The sequence below is a fragment of the Paenibacillus sp. JNU01 genome, from assembly GCF_059130585.1.
This window is the reverse complement of record NZ_CP169723.1, coordinates 2,398,020-2,415,622: the sequence shown is the minus strand read 5'-3', so window position 1 is coordinate 2,415,622 and position 17,603 is coordinate 2,398,020. Positions and strand designations below refer to the sequence as shown.

Sequence of the window (17,603 nt, the reverse complement as noted above, 5' to 3'; positions counted from 1 at the left end):
TTGATATCATTTTGAATGATGTCAGAGTGGGGGGACCATGGAGAGCGGGGATCTTAGAATATTTCAGTGTGTTGCACAGGAAGGGAATCTGACCAAAGCTGCTGCTAAGCTGGGGTATGTTCAATCCAACGTAACGGCACGTATCAGGCATCTGGAAGCAGAAGTGGGTACAACGTTGTTCATTCGTCATAACCGGGGCATGACGTTATCTCCAGCCGGAGAGATGCTGCTGACGTATGCGGATAAAATTATTGGTTTGCTGAATGATGCTTCCAAGGCACTACGGGCGACGAGCACACCATCGGGTCCGTTGCGAATAGGGTCTACTCAGACGGCAGCAGCAGTTCGTTTACCTGAGCTTTTTGCAAAATATTATCAACAGTATCCCGAGGTGTCCTTGTCACTGGCTACGGGTAATTCGCAGATGCTTATTGATCAAGTTATTGGGTATGAAATGGAAGGGGCTTTCATTGGTTGTTCCTGTGATCATCCCGATATCGAGTCCATCGATGTATTTGATGAAGAGTTATTTGTGGTCTCGTCGGGTGTGGGGCCCGAAGAAGAGCTTACCCGTAAGCCGATCCTTGTCTACAGCATGGGATGCTCCTACCGACAGATTTTAGAGGAGTGGTTGAACTCAAGTGGGGTAAATCGTCCAGTGATTATGGAGTTTGGAACGCTGGAGGCGATTATTAGTGGAGTGACGTCCGGAATGGGGATTTCTCTGTTACCAGAGATTGTGATTCGGCAGCAAATCGCAAATGGAAATCTTCGCAAACATTCGCTCCCTTCTGGCATAAGTAGAATGATGACTCGTTTTATTACACGCAAGGATGCGTTTGTCAGCAGTGCGCTTGGCGCATTTATAGCTATGTTACCACGGGAGTATGATATGATAGAGAGTGGTAATACATCAGAAGTGTAAATGTACACATGTTAAGGCAATCCGTTAAGGAAGTGATAAGCAATGGATTTATTTTCGTTTCAGCAGGACTCCAAACCACAAGCCAGATTGCTCGCGGACCGCATGCGGCCAGAGCATCTGGATGAATATATTGGACAGGAACATATTATTGGACCGGGGAAATTACTACGGCGCGCCATCGAGGCGGATCAGATTTCGTCCATCTTGTTATATGGCCCTCCGGGATGTGGCAAGACAACCCTGGCACATATTATTTCTCAGCAAACGCAGGGACAGTTCGTTCGCCTGAATGCAGTGGAAGCTTCTGTCAAGGATGTGCGTGAAGTCATCGAACAGGCGCAAACGAACAAACAGCTGTATGGAACCAAAACCATTTTGTTCCTCGATGAGGTGCATCGGTTTAACAGCTCACGTCAGGATGCGTTATTGCCAGCGGTAGAGAAGGGCACGATTATTTTTATCGGCGCGACGACAGAGAATCCCTTTCATTACGTCAATGGGGCCCTAATGAGCCGTTCAACTCTGTTCCAGCTAGAATCGCTGAACAAGGATCATTCCCTTATTGCGATGCGCAGAGCATTGAGTGATGCGGACAAAGGTCTGGGGTTCATGGAATTACAGGCAGACGATGAGGCGCTTGAGCATATTGCCACGATGGCCAATGGGGATATTCGGCGTGCGCTTAACGCACTTGAACTGGCTGCGTTGACGACGCCACCGGAGAAGGATGGCTCCATTCATATTACACTTGGTGTAGCTGAAGAGTCTATTCGGCGCCCTATTGTGAAAGCCGATGAATCTACCCAGTATGATGTGCTGTCTGCTTTTCACAAGAGTATCCGGGGGTCTAGTGATGCGGCGCTATTCTGGTTTCTATACGCGGTGGAGAAGCTCGGTATGGACCCAATGACCTTCATTCGACGTCTGATTGCAGCAAGCAGTGAAGACATTGGGCTTGCGAACCCGCAAGCCATGACCCAGGCCATTGGAGCACTTGATGCATACCGGAATAACGGCTGGCCCGAAGCCAAGCTGAACATCGCACAAGCGATTCTGTTCGCGGTCGAAAGTCCAAAATCCAATGCGGTATACACCGCCATCTCCAAAGCCATGAACGCCATTGATGAAGTGAAATCGGCAGAAGTTCCGCTGCACTTGCGAGATACGCATTATTCGGGTGCCGTGAAACTTGGACATGAGGGCTATCAATATCCGCACAATTACCCGGGGCATTATGTGAAACAGGAATATTTACCAAAACAGCTTTCACGTAGAGTATTCTATGAGGCAACGGAACAAGGCAACGAATCGAAGATCAGGCTGAACCAACAGCGGCGCAGGGAATTTTAAGAACAGACAGATCAATCGGGAGATGCACACAACATGAAAGAGCTTATGTATATAGGAGCGGGTGGATTTCTTGGGACATTAACCCGATATGCTATACAGTTAGCGATACCAACTGTCTACGGGGGGTTCCCTTGGGCAGTGCTGCTAATCAATGCAATGGGAAGTCTTTTTTTAGGATGGTTCTTTACCATCGCTATTCCAGGCAAAATAACACCACAACTTCGACTGGCAATTGGCACAGGTTTTACCGGCGCATTTACGACGTTCTCCACGTTTACATTGGATATTGTTCGTTTATCCGAAGGGGGCGAATGGGTGAATGCCGCCCTTTATATGATCGCAAGTGTGTTAGCAGGATTAATGCTTTGTGCGTTAGGAATGAGCATCGGACAGCGTATGTTGGGATCGCCAAGACAAGAGGGTGATGCCTCATGATCGTATGGATTGGTTTGGCTGGTGTACTGGGTGCAGTACTGCGTTTCAGTCTAGGCAAATGGGTCTCGGGCTTGCTGGGAACGGCTTTTCCATGGGGGACATGGATCATTAACATCAGTGGTTCATTGTTGCTGGGGCTGTTATACGGGTGGCATCAATCGGTAATGATCTCAGATGTAATCTGGGTGATCTGGGGAACCGGATTCTGCGGTGCGTTCACCACATTCTCCACTTTTGGCTATGAAACGTTAGGACTTATGGGTCGTCAACGATACGCTAGCGCCGCGCTCTATGTCGTCAGTTCGGTTGGAGTTGGGGTTTTGGCCTCCTTGGCAGGATTCTGGTTGACTGCATAACGAACTATTTTTATTTTTTTTGCAAAGAAAAGCAGGAAAAAAGCCATCCTTCATGGTATACATGAAAGACGGCTTTTTTAATAGGGATACACGGTATTGTGTATAATCCGCATTTTATGGACAAGCTCTATTATTGCATTGCGGGTACAGGTACCTTTTGCACCTGATCGATCGTACCCCCACCCAGACAGATTTCTCCGTCGTAGAAAACAACGGCTTGTCCTGGCGTGATGGCTTTTTGCTGCTGATCAAATTGCACGTCCACACTTCCATCTTCCTGCCAGGTCAGTGTAACACCTTGATCCGGCTGACGATAGCGGAATTTGGCAGTACAACGGTATGGCACATTAGGCATGTGCTCTGTACCAGCAATCCAGTTCACACCCGTTGCGGTTAGACCAGTGGAGTACAGGCTTGCATGGGCATCGCCCTGAACAACAAGCAGTTGATTTTTCTCCAGATTCTTGTCTGCAACGAACCAGGGCTCACCATTGCCTGAACCACCAATGCCAAGACCTTGGCGCTGTCCAAGTGTGTAGTACATCAGACCATCATGGCGGCCTTTGACTTCACCGGTCACGATATCAACCATGTCTCCACCTTTGGCAGGCAGATAGTTACTCAGGAACTCTTTGAAATTACGCTCACCGATGAAGCAGACACCTGTGCTGTCTTTTTTCTTGGCAGTATACAAGCCAGCCGCTTCTGCAATTTTGCGTACTTCCGGTTTGGGCAAGTGACCAATCGGGAACATGGCTTTGGACAACTGGTTCTGATTGAGTGCGTTAAGGAAATACGTCTGGTCCTTATTGTTGTCCACACCGCGCAGTAGTTTGAATGTGCCATCTTCTTCAATCAGACGAGCATAGTGTCCTGTAGCTACATAATCTGCGCCGAGATCCAGAGCTTTGTTCAGGAATTCACCAAATTTGATCTCACGATTACACATGACATCCGGATTTGGCGTGCGACCCGACTTATATTCATCAAGGAAATAGGTAAATACTTTATCAAAATATTCTTTCTCGAAGTTGACAGTGTAGTAAGGAATGCCGATCTGTTCGCATACGCGGCGTACATCCTCTGAATCTTCTTCAGCGGTACAGTGGCCGAACTCGTCGGTGTCATCCCAGTTTTTCATGAAAATGCCGATGACATCGTAACCTTGTTCTTTCAGCAGCAACGCGGTAACAGAAGAATCGACACCTCCGGACATGCCAACGACGACCCGTGTATTTTCAATTGTTTTGGACATCGTTATCACCATTTCTATATATAAATGTGTTTCGTTTCTTATTCTAGCATAACCGGACCCAAGATACGATACACCCGGCCAATTTTGGATAGTGTCCACCACAGACGCACATTTTGGAATATCGTCAATCTTTCTTTTCCATAAAGCATGCAGATATGTTAACATTAGCTGAGGGTTATGATCGGAATACGGAGAATTAGAAAGTTAAAAATGAGTTCTATGAATCTCTGCTGTGGACAGATCGTGAAACAAATGGTCATGGACTACAGGATACAATATAAAGTTTCCAATCGTTACTGAAAATTGAAAGAGGTGACTCCTTTGAAAATATCGACAAAAGGCCGTTACGGCCTCACAATCATGATGGAGCTTGCTGCCAGAACAGGCGAAGGCCCTACATCACTTAAGAGCATTGCCGAGCGCAACCAGCTTTCGGAGCATTACCTGGAGCAACTGATTGCTCCACTACGTAATGCAGGACTGGTGAAGAGCATTAGAGGTGCATACGGCGGTTATATCCTTGCAGGTGATCCTGCAACCGTAACTGCAGGTGATGTCATCCGTGTACTGGAAGGGCCAATCTCTCCAGTAGACTTCACAGAGGAAGATGATCCGGCGAAGCGTGATCTATGGTTGCGAATCCGTGACGGTATTGCGGAAGTGTTGGATTCCACAACACTGAAAGACCTGATTACATTCCAGGATCAAGAGAAAAAAGATAGCTACATGTTCTATATTTAGGGTCATTATTCGCATCGCAGAAGACACACTAAAGCCCCCAACTAGGGGGCTTTAGACATGCCAATAGAGATATTTCAAGAAGTCTGATCTTCTCGGTATTGAAAAGCAGACTCTTTGAACACGCACCAATGGGTACTTTGTTCTACCATTTCTACAGATCACTTCAGGGAAGTAAGGACTATGTATTCAGCCGCGGATTTACAAGTTGGTGAAGTGTGAGTTTAACGGGATATCTTGTGAATCAGCGACTTTTTAAAGTTTCTATATCAGCTTCCATGCGTAACTGACGGCGATTCAAAATATCAATGCTGTGCTGATGGGTATTCAATTCGGTAGTTACTTTGCGTTCAGAGGCGGAGTGGGAAGCGTCAAGCCGTTTCGTAACGGTCAATGTTTCCAGAACAGCTTGTTGAAGAAGTGGGATGTTCTTGGTTTGTTCCTCTATAGTGTCCAATCTGCTATCCATGGTATCCAATCTACCATCCATGGTATCAAATCTACCATTCATGGTGTCTAATCTACTTTCCATGGTAATTAGTCTGTCTTCCATCTTTTCAAGACGTACGTCGATGCTGTCGAATCGTTTGTCCATTTGTTGAAGTTGATTCAGAATCTGCCCGAGAATGGGATCACTCATGTCTCTCTCTCCTTTTTGAAATGGATATAGAACATTATACACGAAGATGCGACAATAGAGCATCCATTTCAATTTCCAATTTGACAGTACGCCATGAGATAGAAATTTAACATATAACGGGGTGGAAATAAATGAAACGAATTTATTTGGATCACGCCGCATCGACACCTATGCATCCACAAGTCGCAGAAGCGATGATGAACGTCATGACAGGACAATTTGGCAATGCATCAAGTATCCATGCCTTTGGGCGTGAAGCCAAACGGACTGTCAGCGGAGCAAGGGATGTCATTGCGGCGTCTTTGGACTGTTTCCCGGACGAATTGGTGTTTACCGGAGGTGGCACGGAGAGCGACAATCTGGCGATTTTCGGAGCAGTCTCAGCAAGGCAAGATCAGAGGAAACATGTCATTACGACCGCAATTGAGCACCATGCTGTTTTGCATACGTGTCAGGAATTGGAGCGGCAAGGTTATGAAGTAACCTATCTATCTGTGGATCGTCACGGTCGAATAAATCTGGATGAATTGCAAGAGGCCATCCGGCCGGATACGGTTCTGATTACCATGATGTTTGCCAACAATGAAGTGGGCACCATTCAGCCGATCCGTGAGGTCGGTGAGATTGCACGTAAACACAATATTCTGTTCCATACTGATGCAGTTCAGGCTCTGGGTAGCCAGGATATTTCCTGTAAGGAACTTCCTGTGGACCTGATTAGCTTCTCAGCGCATAAAATCAATGGGCCTCAGGGTGTCGGTGTACTCTATGTACGGCGAGGAATCGTGTTGGAAGCAAGAGCCCACGGTGGGTTGCAAGAACGTCAGCGGCGCGCTGGTACGGAAAATATCGCAGGTATTACCGGATTTGCAGAGGCTCTCAAGATTTCATCAGCTCAAAAGGAGACGCATCGTCAGCATGATTTGAAATTGCGCAAACTTTTGTTGGAACAGCTTGAAATCCATGTGGGGACGGAGCACTTTCATGTGAATGGACACGCGGAGCATACGCTGCCGAACATCCTGAATATCAGCTTTCCGGAAGTGTCCACAGAGACGATGTTAATGAATTTGGATATGGAAGGGATTGCTGTTGCAAGCGGTTCTGCCTGCACTTCCGGTTCACTTGAAGTCTCTCATGTGCTCAAAGCGATGAAACTGCCTGAAACATTTTTACATTCTGCGATTCGTTTTAGCTGGGGATTGGGTAATACTACGGAAGAAATCATGATAACCGCCGAAAAAATTGGAACCATTCTTGGACGACTGCGTAATAGACCCTAAGGGGAACTTTACACATGGAACAGAAGGAGGGAAGAAGTTCCATTTCATCGGTTGGATAGAAGCGGTTTTGATGATCGGCGTCTGATTGCCACTCATCAACTTTGGGCATACCTAGCAATAGCGCCGCGCCTATTTAATGATAAGAAGATGAGGGGGACCCAGCGATGAAGCTTCAGGAAATGATCGGACTTGCCGTTTTTGATGTGGAGGACGGGAAGCAGGTCGGTAAAATCCAGGATTTCATTGTGAATGATGATTGGCAGATTGAAGGCATTGAACTTGAGAACAAAGGCCTGTTTACCAATCATGTCAAAATCGTGCAGTGGCAAGATATCGTTGCCTACGGCGAAGATGCCGTCATGATCCGTAATCAACAGGCTGTCCGCAAGACGGGAGCCGACGACATAAAATACACGTACCTCCTCGGTCGGTCTAAATTGAAGGAGATGTCCGTGCTCACCGAAGAAGGTTTGCTGCTTGGGCGTGTCTCCGATGTTTATTTTGACCAAGAGTTGGGAAATACAATAATAGGGATTGAAATTACGGACGGTTTTGTGTCCGATCTGATCGAGGGCCGCAAATGGCTGCCATGTACAAGCGATATGTCTATCGGGGAAAGTGCCATTATGGTACCGTCTCTGAGTGAACAGCGCTTGGAAAATGCCATTCATTCTGTTAATGGATAGGTGAATGAATATGAAATGTCCAAACTGTAGTTCCAAAGATATCGGGAAAATTGGTTCCCACCAGTTTTATTGCTGGGGATGCTTTATCGAATTAACGGTAAACGGTGAGAAAATGTCTGTATATCAAGTGGAAGAAGACGGTACGCTGAGCTCCCTGGATGATCTGTTTTTCGGGGACGAGCTGCCACAAGACTTCCCTCATCTTCACGCTTCTTCTTAATAAGCAGGATAACTTCCTCTATATGCGGTTTCATGACAATGCATGTCATGGGATGCTGTCGTTATATGATGGCACATGTATATAGATGCGGTTACATAATGGTTCGGGTTGCACATGTATGATTATATGCTACCCTTTACTGCAAAATGCGCTTCCTTCTCTGATGAAGGAGGCGTTTTTTTGGGTTTAAGAAAAAATGTTCGAATTGCTCCTTCCACTTCTGCGCTGTGTTAATAAATTTTACCTTTCCTACATATACTGACTCTCAGAGCCAGTCCAAAAGGAGAGATACAAGTGGAGCAATTAACCAAAAACAAGCTGTTCCGTTATGCGATCTGGCTGCTGCTCGGATTAATTATTCTATATTTTATTTGGTTGCTGCGGCCTTTACTGCTTCATATATATGCATTCCTGAAAACAGTGCTGGCACCCTTTATCGTAGCTCTTATCATATCCTATGTACTTAATCCGATTGTCAGCATGCTGGGAGGGCGCAAGGTGCCGCGTACGATTGCGGTACTGCTCATATATGCCTTTTTCCTGACCTGCATCGGTGTCATTCTGATGAATGTGATTCCGGTATTGATTGAACAGCTGGAGGAACTCAACGAGCATATGCCGGAGCTGTCCATGCGTGCCCAGAGCCTGATGAACAATATGGATCACAAATTAATGCCGCCAAGTGTGCGAACAGGCATGAACAGTTGGTTCTTTCAGATGGAGGATCGACTAACTCAGGGCATTACCGTGCTTATGGACAATATCGGGGCGACCATTAATGTGTTATTCAATGTATTCATCGTGCCATTTCTGATATTTTATATGTTAAAAGACTTTGAGGTGTTTGAGCGCACTATAGTGGCATATCTCCCGCGTTCACGCCGTAAAGCGATTGTCTCCGTGATGAAAGAAATCGATACTGCACTGGGGAACTACATTCGGGGCCAGTTTATTGTCTGTGTTATTGTTGGCATCTTTGCCTACATTGGTTATATCGTCATTGATATGCCATATGCCCTGCTGCTTGCAAGCATTGTAGCTGTGTTTAATATTGTGCCTTACTTGGGGCCGTTCCTTGGTGCTGCTCCTGCTGTGGTCATGGCATCAACCGTGTCGTTTAAAATGGTGCTACTTGTGGTCATTGTGAACACCCTGTGCCAAGTGCTGGAGAGTAACGTTATCTCTCCTCAGGTTGTGGGACGTACGTTGCATTTGCACCCACTGTCCATTATATTTGCACTGCTCGTCGGAGGCGAACTGGCAGGCATTGTAGGTTTAATTCTGGCAGTACCCGTTTTTGCCGTACTAAAGGTGATTGTGCAACACTTTTTCGCCTATTACATCAAACGTAGGATCGACTGATAAATAGGGTTACAACAACAGCTAGCCTGCGTTGACACCCGCTTGTGCTACCGATATAATGAGTGTGTATGTTTAGAACATGAAATCGATGATGAAATAAAGTACGCCGAGGGTTCCTTTCCTCAGAGAATAGACTTCTTCGGATCAGGGTGAACCTGAACTGATGGCTGGAAGAGTCTTGAAAGATGAAGCGGCAGAAAGCTAATTTCGGAGTGCAGGACAACCCTGCCGGGAGCGACCGTTATTTCGCATGAACGAGGAGATTGTTTGTTTATCTACGCAGCAAGGGATAAACAGCAATAACCAGGGTGGTACCGCGATAACATCGTCCCTGATTATTCAGGGGCGTTTTTTGTGTTTATTTTTACAGAAAACAATGTTGACCAACCGGAGCGAATACGCAACGGACTATTATAATTTAATGGGGGCATCCAGTATGAAAGCCAGTGAAATCCGGTCCAAATGGATAGAATTTTTTGCAAGTAAAGGTCACAAAATCGAGCCGAGCGCATCGCTCGTGCCTCACAACGATCCTTCCCTTCTGTGGATCAATGCAGGTATGGCACCGCTCAAGCCTTATTTTGACGGACGTGAGAAGCCGGAGAACCCGCGTCTTGCGAACTCCCAGAAGTGTATCCGTACCAATGATATCGAGAATGTCGGCAAAACGCGTCGTCACCATACGTTCTTCGAGATGCTCGGTAACTTCTCTATTGGAGATTACTTCAAGGAAGAGACCGTAACATGGGCGTGGGAGTTCCTGACCAGCAAAGAGTGGATCGGTTTCGATCCGGAACGTCTTTCCGTAACGGTATATCCGGAAGATGAAGAAGCCTTCAAACTGTGGAACGAAAAAGTGGGACTGCCTGCTGAGCGTATCATTAAATTGGATGAAAACTTCTGGGATATCGGCGAAGGTCCATGTGGTCCTTGTACCGAGATCTTCTATGACCGCGGCGAAGCTTACGGAAACGACATGAGTGATCCTGAAATGTATCCAGGTGGGGAAAACGAACGTTATCTGGAAGTATGGAACCTGGTATTCTCCCAGTTCAACCATAACAAGGACGGCAGCTACACACCGCTTCCTAACAAAAACATTGATACAGGTGCAGGTTTGGAGCGTTTTGCTTCCATTCTGCAAAATGTGGATTCCAACTTTGACACAGACCTGTTCCAACCGATGATTCAAAGAACAGCCGCTCTTGCGGGTGTGAAATATAACGACAGTGTCGAAATCGATGTTGCACTGAAAGTCATTGCCGATCATATCCGTACCGTTGCCTTTGCAGTAGGTGATGGCGTGCTGCCAAGTAATGAAGGACGTGGATATGTCATCCGCCGACTGCTCCGTCGTGCAGTTCGTTATGGAAAAGTGCTTGGACTCGATCGTCCATTCCTGTATGAACTGACTTCAACGGTTGGTGAAGTGATGGGCATGTACTACCCTGAGGTCGTAGACAAACAAGAGTTTATCGCCAAAGTGATTAAAACGGAGGAAGAGCGCTTCCACGAAACACTAACAGATGGTCTGGCGATTCTGGCTGATATTAGCGGTACTGCCAAATCCGAAGGACGCACGGTTATTAGCGGACCTGAAGCTTTCAAACTGTATGATACGTACGGTTTCCCGTTTGACCTGACAGAAGATTATGCTGCAGAGCATGGTCTGACTGTGGACCGTGAAGGTTTTGATGCTTCCATGCAGAAGCAACGTGAGCTTGGACGTGCTGGGCGTCAAGAGAGTGAGAGCATGAAAGTCCAAGGTGGACCACTTGCTGAGCTGGAGGTTAAAAGCGAGTTTGTTGGTTATACTGACCTGTTGACGGAAGCAAAAGTGGTAGCCATCGTAGCTGGTGACGCCCTTGTTGAAACCGTAGGCGAAGGACAAACGTGTCAGGTTGTTCTGGACAAGACTCCGTTCTACGCGGAAAGTGGCGGTCAAGTGAGTGATCAGGGCTTGTTGCGCGGTGCTGGTGTAACAGCGAAAGTACAAGGCTTGTTCAAAGCTCCACTCGGACAACATGTACATCAGGTAACGGTGGAGTCCGGTGAACTGCGTGTAGGTGATGTGATTAACGCTGAAGTGGATGCAGCCAAACGTGGCGACATTATCAAAAACCATACAGCAACCCACTTGCTGCACAAGGCACTCAAAGATGTGCTCGGCACACACGTAAACCAGGCAGGATCGCTCGTTGAGCCACAGCGTCTGCGGTTTGACTTCTCTCATTTCGGCAGCATCACGCCGGAAGAGTTGACAGAGATTGAGCGTCAGGTGAACGAACAGATCTGGAATCGTCTGAACGTAAACATCGAGCTGAAAGCTATTGATGAAGCGAAAGAAATGGGTGCGATGGCCCTGTTTGGCGAAAAATATGGAGATATTGTACGTGTTGTTCAAGTCGGAGACTACAGTTTGGAACTTTGTGGCGGCTGTCACGTAAATAATACTTCAGAGATTGGAATCTTCAAATTGGTAAGCGAGAGCGGAATCGGCTCCGGCGTTCGTCGGATCGAAGCTGTAACTGGCCGTGGCGCATATCTGTATGTGGAAAGCCAGTTGGAACTGCTCAAGCAATCAGCAGCACTGCTCAAAGCAAATGTGGCTGATGTACCTAAACGGATTGAAGGTCTGAACCTGCAACTGAAAGAAGCTGCAAGAGAGACGGAATCCCTGCAAAGCAAGCTGAGTGCCATGGAAGCTGGTCAACTGACCGATCAAGTGGTACAAGCAGGAAATACTCAATTACTGGCAGCACGCGTAGATGCTCCGAACATGGATGCACTGCGTACAGTGGCAGATGAGCTGAAAGTAAAATTGCCTAATGCAGTACTCGTATTGGGTGCTCCGGCGGATGGTAAAGTGAATTTTGTTGTAGCGGTACCTGCTGAACAAGTAAAACAAGGATTGCACGCAGGTAAAATCGTCAAAGAAGTCGCAGCAGTATGCGGCGGCGGTGGCGGTGGACGTCCAGATATGGCCCAAGCCGGAGGCAAGGATGCTACCAAGCTGGATGAAGCGCTGAAACTGGCGGTTTCATTGGTTAGCGGGCATACTGCATAATCCATTGAGCAGCTTATCATCGTCAAAATATAAATCGAAATGGTTCTGTTCATTTGTATTTTGTACCTGAGAACGACTGAAATCCAATGATGCAGTATGCTGAAGCCAGTAAAGGACAAGCAAAAAACACAATTGCCTTATCCTTTGTTTACTTGTGGTAGTCAGAATATGTTATTATATAAACAGAAATCAATTCGGCAGGACATGGTCCCCATGTTCATGCAGGAGCGAGGTGTCATCAATGGACTCCATGGATAAGACGGTTAAATTTAATGTGAAAGGTGACGAACAGGAAGCATCATCCAAAGAGATTCTTCTCACGGTATATGATGCACTGGTCGATAAGGAGTATAATCCGATCAACCAGATTGTTGGGTATCTGATTTCCGGAGACCCGGCATACATTCCTCGTCACAACAACGCACGTAGTCTGGTCCGTAAAAAGGAGCGCGATGAGCTGATTGAAGAGCTTGTACGTTCCTATCTGGCCAATCACCGGTAATGTACGCCGCTTCCGCTGTGTTGCAGCCATGCAGGCAGCGGGAAATGAACCGACAGAATACAGCCTGAAGCTTGAGAAGGCGATGTTGAATCGACCTGAGCAGGCCCCAGGATGGGAGAGCATGGATGAAAATATTAGGTTTGGACTATGGGGACCGAAGAATCGGAGTTGCCGCGAGTGACGCCTTCGGTTGGACTGCCCAGGGATTGGAAGTACTTGAACGCCGCCGTGATGAAGGCGAGTTCTCTCGAATTGCCGAACTTGTGCGTGAGCATGAGATTAGTGAGATCGTAGTGGGACTTCCCAAAAACATGAACGGCACCGTAGGACCGCGCGGTGAGATATGCATTGCTTTTGCCGATCGCCTGCGGGATGAACTGAATTTACCTGTTCACCTTTGGGATGAACGGCTGACAACCATGGCAGCAGAACGTACGCTGATTGAAGCGGATGTCAGTCGGAAAAAACGCAAGCAAGTTGTGGACAAAATGGCCGCAAGCTTGATTTTGCAAAATTATTTGGATGCCAATAGTAGAAGGTGAGGGGGATCAACAATGGCTGAAGATCAACTGGGTATGGAAGAAGAAGCGGAAATCATTTACATTGCGGATGACGAGGGTAATGAAGAGGAATTCGAAGTCATCATGAAGTTTGAAGTAGACGGTTCGGAGGCCAAGTATATGATGGTTGCTCCGGTTGAACCTGAAGATGGCGAAACGGATGTATATGCATTCCGTTATGAAGAAGAGGGCGACGATATCAAACTTTTCGTTATCCAAGATGATGCCGAGTGGGATATCGTCGAGGAGACGTTTAATACATTTCTTGCTGAAGATGATGAAGAGGAAGCGAACTAAATGACGGAATATAGCCGCAAAGACCTGAAATGGACAGATTCACTGCGTCTGGCATTCGGTGCTCATGTTGAGCTCGAGGAAGAGAACGGTAAATCACAACCGTATGACTTGTTGGCTGAGTTCGAAGTGAACGGTCAGCAATATGCGGTGCTCCGCAGTTCGTTGCGACCTTATGACGAGGTTGAACTTCTGCGGGTATCACCTGGAAGTGAGAACCAGATCATGCCAGAGTTAGTTACGATCGACGATGATGATGAGTGGGAGAACATCTCAGAACTGTATGATGAATGTACACTCCCCATTGACGAAGATTAATCAGCTTCAAATTGAAGAAACCGGGAGGGCGGAGAAGTCCGCTCTTTTTGGTTGTGTAAAGGAGTTGTTTCTTTTTTGAAAGGGAAAGCAATAGTAGTCATACTGCTTATCATTGTAGTTCTTGCCGGAGGCGCAGGTGTTTACGTATGGAGTATGATGCGTCCTGTGGAAGCTTCTACAGAACCGGTCGTATTCGAGATTAAGAGCGGATCGGGAACTTCAAAAATCGCGGATCAGCTTCAAGAAGAAGGCCTCATTCGAAGCGGGTTAACCTTTAAAGGGTATTTAAAGTGGAAAAAACTAGGATCCAATTTCATGGCGGGTACATATTCTATGAATCCTGGCGTGACATATGATGAGATTGTTAGCAAGCTGAGTAGTGGTGAAGTGGTACCGGAGGAAATGGTGAAATTCACGATTCCAGAGGGTTATAATGTTCTGCAAATGGCGGGCAAGCTTTCTTATGAGCATGTTCTCGATCGGGATGAATTCATCAAGCTGGCCAATGATCCTTCGGCCTTCGATGTAGATATCCTCAAAGATATTCCAGTGGATGAAGAACTTCGCTACGTATTGGAAGGGTATCTCTTCCCGGAGACCTACGAGCTGAAAAAGGGAAGTTCCACGCATGATGTGATGCAACGTATGCTGGAAGAATTCCAGACCAAGATTAATTCTATCCCGGATTTGGAAGCCAAGCTCCAAGAGAAGAATCTTTCCCTGCACGAGCTGCTGACCATTGCGTCACTGGTGGAGAAAGAAGTTGTAGTGGATGAGGAACGTGCACTGGTTGCAGGGGTAATCTACAATCGGATTAATCAGGATATGAAGCTGGAAATTGATGCTACCGTGCAATATCTGCTCGACAGGCCAAAGGAGCGATTGTATTACAAGGATCTGAAGGTGAAAAGTCCTTATAATACGTATCTGAATAAAGGCCTGCCGCCGGGTCCAATTGCGAGTCCAAGTCTTCCGTCCATTGAAGCAGCACTAAATCCGGAAGCATCGGAGTATCTGTTCTATGTGACAAAAAAGGACGGCTCGTCTGGACATCTATTTGCCAAAACGTATAAGGAACACCAGCAAAATATAGCCAAAAGTAAGGCTGCGCAATAAGCGGAGGGGATTATATGAGTAAGAAACATGAACTGCTCGTTACAGCAGCGAATGTGAAAGAGGCAGAAGTGCTGCTCCAGGCTGGAGCAGATGCTCTGGTCATTGGAGATGATCGATTCGGTATGCGTCTTCCAGGCAGCTTCAGCGTGGAGGAGACAGCAGAGGTGGTTGCCATTGCAGGCAAACATCAGGCGCGGGTGTATGTATCCATGACGAATCTGATGTCCAACGAGCTGTTGAAAGAATTGCCCGAATATGTTCAAGCACTTGGCAGAATCGGTATTGACGGTGTGGAATTTAATGATCCATCCGTGCTGGCTACCATGAAGGAATATGCTCCACATGTGAAGCTGCATTGGAATGCGGAGATGACTTCGACGAACTATGCAACGGCCAACTATTGGGGGACCAAGGGAGCGAGTCGCGTTGTGCTTGCCCGTGAGTTGAATATGGACGAGTTGACGGAGATGGTTCCTTTTCTCAAGGTGGAAGCTCAGGTTCAGGTACATGGCATGACGAATATATATCACTCCAAGCGTAGCCTGGTGCAAAGTTATATGGCTCATCAAGGACGGCCAGTCGAGGGACAACTGGGCAAAGAACGTGGATTGTTCCTGATCGAGGCTGAACGCCGGGATGAGAAATTCCCGATATATGAAGACATTAACGGCACACATATTATGAGTTCGGAGGACATATGCATCCTCGAAGATCTTCATCTGTTGATGGAGGCGGGTGTACACAGTTTCAAAATTGAAGGTATCCTAAAATCACTAGCCTACAATGAAGCTGTTGTACGTGCATATCGGACAGCGATTGACAGTTATGTTGCCGATGCTGACGCATATGCGTTCTCCGAAGAGTGGCTCGATGAGGTACGTGAGTTACAGGATCCTGAACGTGAATTGTCGTTTGGATTTTTCTATAAAGAACAAGTGTATTAATAGACGAGGTGAACAGAATGGAAACAGTGGCGGTACAGCGGAAGTTCTCGGGTAAACGTAACCGTCTGGACAAACCGGAGCTGCTAGCTCCGGCGGGTAATCTGGAAAAACTGAAATTTGCAATCCATTACGGTGCAGATGCCGTATATATCGGTGGACAGGCCTATGGACTGCGTTCCAACGCGGACAACTTCAGCTTTGAAGAGATGCGTGAAGGTGTGGAGTTTGCCAAAAAGTATGGAGCCAAAGTGTTCGTAGCGACGAACATCTATGCACATAATGAGGATATTGAGGGTATTGAAACATACCTGCAAAATCTCTATAATGCTGGAATCTCTGCGATCATCGTAGCTGATCCTGCTATTATTGAAGTAGCCCTGCGTGCTGTGCCAGGTCTTGAGGTACATCTGAGTACGCAACAATCCACACTCAACTGGCAGGCTGTGAAGTTCTGGAAAGATGAAGGACTTCCACGGGTTGTTCTCGGACGTGAGACCAGTTTCGAAGAGATTGAAGAGATCAAGGCAAATGTGGATATTGAAATTGAAGCCTTTATTCACGGGGCAATGTGTTCCTCGTATTCCGGACGTTGCGTGCTCTCCAACCATTTTACGGATCGCGACTCCAACCGGGGCGGCTGTTGCCAGTCTTGCCGCTGGAAGTATGATTTGTTTGAGGATGCGAGAGAAGATGCAGTGTGGGTTAGCGAAGAGGACGTGCAGATGAAGACACCTGCACCATTCAAACTGGGTGAGAACCAGCTTCCCCTGTTCCAGGAACAGGATAATTCATTCTCCATGGGATCAAAGGATCTGTGCATGATTGGCCATATTCCCGAGTTGATTGATGTGGGTGTGGACAGTTTCAAGATCGAAGGACGTATGAAATCGATTCACTACGTGGCAACCGTGGTTAACGTATATCGTCAAGCCATTGATGCCTATATGGCAGATCCGGAGAATTATGTTCTGAAACCTGAGTGGGTTGAAGAAATGAACAAAGCGGCGAATCGCCCGCTGAATACCGGGTTTTTCTATGATACACCAGACCATGAAGATCATATCTATGAACCGGAAGAAAAAGCTGTACCTTTTGACTTCGCTGGATTGGTTATGGGGTATGATGCCGAAACAGGAATGGCAACCATTCAACAGCGCAATCACTTCAAACCAGGACAGGAAATCGAATTTTTTGGTCCGGGAGGTCACTTTTTCAAACAGGTGGTCGGCGAAATACAGGATGAAGAAGGCAATGTTCTAGATGCTGCTCGTCACCCTTTACAGCTGGTTAAAATGAAAGTGGATCAGCCGGTTTCGTATTTTGACATGATGAGAAAAAAGAAGTAGGTTCAAATACCTACAATGTGCCAAAATAGTATTATGATTTAACAAAATAGTGTTATGAAATCAACAGGAAGGACCTCCGTTATCGGCATATGGGGGTCTTTTTTTTATAGAAAAATAGGAATAAAGTTGTAAAAAATTTCTGGGAAATGAAAGGTGAACGAAGAAAGCTGTCGAATACTACATAATTATAGGGGAGAGACACAAAA

Annotated in this window: 19 protein-coding genes; 17 read left to right on the top strand and 2 right to left on the bottom strand. The window is 46.7% G+C overall.

Annotated elements, in window-relative coordinates; all coding sequences use genetic code 11:
- The first annotated feature begins 37 nt into the window (after window positions 1-37).
- From NLBNIHML_RS10475 to crcB, 4 genes are read left to right on the top strand one after another with little or no spacing between them, the layout of a single operon-like run.
- Window positions 38-925 (top strand): LysR family transcriptional regulator, encoded by an 888-nt coding sequence (locus tag NLBNIHML_RS10475; RefSeq protein WP_342570877.1) that lies wholly within the window; start codon window positions 38-40, stop codon window positions 923-925.
- A gap of 42 nt (window positions 926-967) precedes the next feature.
- Complete coding sequence (locus tag NLBNIHML_RS10470; RefSeq protein ID WP_339236977.1) at window positions 968-2,275, top strand: replication-associated recombination protein A; 1,308 nt, start codon at window positions 968-970, stop codon at window positions 2,273-2,275.
- Between the two features lie 33 nt (window positions 2,276-2,308).
- Window positions 2,309-2,710 (top strand): fluoride efflux transporter FluC, encoded by a 402-nt coding sequence (locus NLBNIHML_RS10465; protein WP_339256985.1) that lies wholly within the window; start codon window positions 2,309-2,311, stop codon window positions 2,708-2,710.
- Window positions 2,707-3,066, top strand: a complete 360-nt coding sequence (gene crcB / locus NLBNIHML_RS10460; protein WP_494354339.1) for a fluoride efflux transporter CrcB — start codon at window positions 2,707-2,709, stop codon at window positions 3,064-3,066. Before NLBNIHML_RS10465 ends, crcB begins: the two co-directional genes overlap by 4 nt.
- Before the next feature lie 130 nt (window positions 3,067-3,196).
- Here crcB and mnmA read toward each other — a convergent pair whose 3' ends face one another.
- Window positions 3,197-4,321 carry a tRNA 2-thiouridine(34) synthase MnmA gene (gene mnmA, locus NLBNIHML_RS10455; RefSeq protein ID WP_150364602.1) on the bottom strand — a complete coding sequence of 375 codons (1,125 nt, stop codon included), beginning with the start codon at window positions 4,319-4,321 and terminating at the stop codon, window positions 3,197-3,199.
- A 321-nt stretch (window positions 4,322-4,642) separates the two neighbouring features.
- Between mnmA and cymR the strand changes: the two genes are divergently transcribed.
- A complete protein-coding gene (cymR, locus tag NLBNIHML_RS10450; RefSeq protein WP_062835876.1) occupies window positions 4,643-5,062 on the top strand; it encodes a cysteine metabolism transcriptional regulator CymR in 420 nt (139 codons plus the stop codon).
- A gap of 241 nt (window positions 5,063-5,303) precedes the next feature.
- Here cymR and NLBNIHML_RS10445 read toward each other — a convergent pair whose 3' ends face one another.
- On the bottom strand, window positions 5,304-5,699 hold the full coding sequence (locus NLBNIHML_RS10445) for a hypothetical protein (RefSeq protein ID WP_342570873.1): 396 nt from the start codon (window positions 5,697-5,699) through the stop codon (window positions 5,304-5,306).
- 131 nt (window positions 5,700-5,830) lie between these two features.
- On the opposite strand from NLBNIHML_RS10445, the gene NLBNIHML_RS10440 reads away from it, so the two are divergent.
- From NLBNIHML_RS10440 to NLBNIHML_RS10385, 12 genes are all read left to right on the top strand, one after another.
- Entirely contained in the window at window positions 5,831-6,982 is a 1,152-nt protein-coding gene (locus tag NLBNIHML_RS10440) for a cysteine desulfurase family protein (protein WP_494354338.1), read from the top strand.
- A 164-nt stretch (window positions 6,983-7,146) separates the two neighbouring features.
- Window positions 7,147-7,668 carry a PRC-barrel domain-containing protein gene (locus NLBNIHML_RS10435; protein WP_339236963.1) on the top strand — a complete coding sequence of 174 codons (522 nt, stop codon included), beginning with the start codon at window positions 7,147-7,149 and terminating at the stop codon, window positions 7,666-7,668.
- A gap of 10 nt (window positions 7,669-7,678) precedes the next feature.
- Complete coding sequence (locus NLBNIHML_RS10430; protein WP_017686815.1) at window positions 7,679-7,888, top strand: YrzR-like zinc ribbon domain; 210 nt, start codon at window positions 7,679-7,681, stop codon at window positions 7,886-7,888.
- 294 nt (window positions 7,889-8,182) lie between these two features.
- Window positions 8,183-9,250, top strand: a complete 1,068-nt coding sequence (locus NLBNIHML_RS10425) for an AI-2E family transporter (RefSeq protein WP_253440170.1) — start codon at window positions 8,183-8,185, stop codon at window positions 9,248-9,250.
- Between the two features lie 436 nt (window positions 9,251-9,686).
- On the top strand, window positions 9,687-12,317 hold the full coding sequence (gene alaS, locus NLBNIHML_RS10420; RefSeq protein WP_494354337.1) for an alanine--tRNA ligase: 2,631 nt from the start codon (window positions 9,687-9,689) through the stop codon (window positions 12,315-12,317).
- Between the two features lie 241 nt (window positions 12,318-12,558).
- Entirely contained in the window at window positions 12,559-12,819 is a 261-nt protein-coding gene (locus NLBNIHML_RS10415) for an IreB family regulatory phosphoprotein (protein WP_036616950.1), read from the top strand.
- 125 nt (window positions 12,820-12,944) lie between these two features.
- The gene (gene ruvX / locus NLBNIHML_RS10410) at window positions 12,945-13,361 is read left to right on the top strand and encodes a Holliday junction resolvase RuvX (protein ID WP_494354336.1); all 417 of its coding nucleotides are present in this window, start codon (window positions 12,945-12,947) and stop codon (window positions 13,359-13,361) included.
- Between the two features lie 12 nt (window positions 13,362-13,373).
- Complete coding sequence (locus NLBNIHML_RS10405) at window positions 13,374-13,676, top strand: DUF1292 domain-containing protein (RefSeq protein ID WP_278298550.1); 303 nt, start codon at window positions 13,374-13,376, stop codon at window positions 13,674-13,676.
- A complete protein-coding gene (locus NLBNIHML_RS10400) occupies window positions 13,677-13,991 on the top strand; it encodes a DUF1292 domain-containing protein (RefSeq protein ID WP_339236954.1) in 315 nt (104 codons plus the stop codon).
- Between the two features lie 75 nt (window positions 13,992-14,066).
- Window positions 14,067-15,107: an endolytic transglycosylase MltG gene (gene mltG / locus NLBNIHML_RS10395; RefSeq protein ID WP_342570870.1), complete on the top strand. Its 1,041-nt coding sequence runs from the start codon at window positions 14,067-14,069 to the stop codon at window positions 15,105-15,107.
- A gap of 14 nt (window positions 15,108-15,121) precedes the next feature.
- Window positions 15,122-16,051 carry a peptidase U32 family protein gene (locus NLBNIHML_RS10390; protein ID WP_494354335.1) on the top strand — a complete coding sequence of 310 codons (930 nt, stop codon included), beginning with the start codon at window positions 15,122-15,124 and terminating at the stop codon, window positions 16,049-16,051.
- A 17-nt stretch (window positions 16,052-16,068) separates the two neighbouring features.
- Window positions 16,069-17,397 (top strand): peptidase U32 family protein, encoded by a 1,329-nt coding sequence (locus NLBNIHML_RS10385; RefSeq protein WP_339256972.1) that lies wholly within the window; start codon window positions 16,069-16,071, stop codon window positions 17,395-17,397.
- Window positions 17,398-17,603 lie beyond the last annotated feature (206 nt).

Excerpts from the sequence above, each read along its gene's own strand:
- NLBNIHML_RS10435 (WP_339236963.1), top strand. The coding sequence starts at position 7,147 with ATGAAGCTTCAGGAAATGATCGGACTTGCCGTTTTTGATGTGGAGGAC.
- ruvX (WP_494354336.1), top strand. The coding sequence starts at position 12,945 with ATGAAAATATTAGGTTTGGACTATGGGGACCGAAGAATCGGAGTTGCC.
- NLBNIHML_RS10390 (WP_494354335.1), top strand. The coding sequence starts at position 15,122 with ATGAGTAAGAAACATGAACTGCTCGTTACAGCAGCGAATGTGAAAGAG.
- NLBNIHML_RS10405 (WP_278298550.1), top strand. The coding sequence starts at position 13,374 with ATGGCTGAAGATCAACTGGGTATGGAAGAAGAAGCGGAAATCATTTAC.
- NLBNIHML_RS10400 (WP_339236954.1), top strand. The coding sequence starts at position 13,677 with ATGACGGAATATAGCCGCAAAGACCTGAAATGGACAGATTCACTGCGT.
- NLBNIHML_RS10440 (WP_494354338.1), top strand. The coding sequence starts at position 5,831 with ATGAAACGAATTTATTTGGATCACGCCGCATCGACACCTATGCATCCA.
- mnmA (WP_150364602.1), bottom strand. The coding sequence starts at position 4,321 with ATGTCCAAAACAATTGAAAATACACGGGTCGTCGTTGGCATGTCCGGA.
- NLBNIHML_RS10465 (WP_339256985.1), top strand. The coding sequence starts at position 2,309 with ATGAAAGAGCTTATGTATATAGGAGCGGGTGGATTTCTTGGGACATTA.
- NLBNIHML_RS10385 (WP_339256972.1), top strand. The coding sequence starts at position 16,069 with ATGGAAACAGTGGCGGTACAGCGGAAGTTCTCGGGTAAACGTAACCGT.
- NLBNIHML_RS10470 (WP_339236977.1), top strand. The coding sequence starts at position 968 with ATGGATTTATTTTCGTTTCAGCAGGACTCCAAACCACAAGCCAGATTG.
- crcB (WP_494354339.1), top strand. The coding sequence starts at position 2,707 with ATGATCGTATGGATTGGTTTGGCTGGTGTACTGGGTGCAGTACTGCGT.
- NLBNIHML_RS10475 (WP_342570877.1), top strand. The coding sequence starts at position 38 with ATGGAGAGCGGGGATCTTAGAATATTTCAGTGTGTTGCACAGGAAGGG.
- NLBNIHML_RS10430 (WP_017686815.1), top strand. The coding sequence starts at position 7,679 with ATGAAATGTCCAAACTGTAGTTCCAAAGATATCGGGAAAATTGGTTCC.
- alaS (WP_494354337.1), top strand. The coding sequence starts at position 9,687 with ATGAAAGCCAGTGAAATCCGGTCCAAATGGATAGAATTTTTTGCAAGT.
- NLBNIHML_RS10415 (WP_036616950.1), top strand. The coding sequence starts at position 12,559 with ATGGACTCCATGGATAAGACGGTTAAATTTAATGTGAAAGGTGACGAA.
- NLBNIHML_RS10445 (WP_342570873.1), bottom strand. The coding sequence starts at position 5,699 with ATGAGTGATCCCATTCTCGGGCAGATTCTGAATCAACTTCAACAAATG.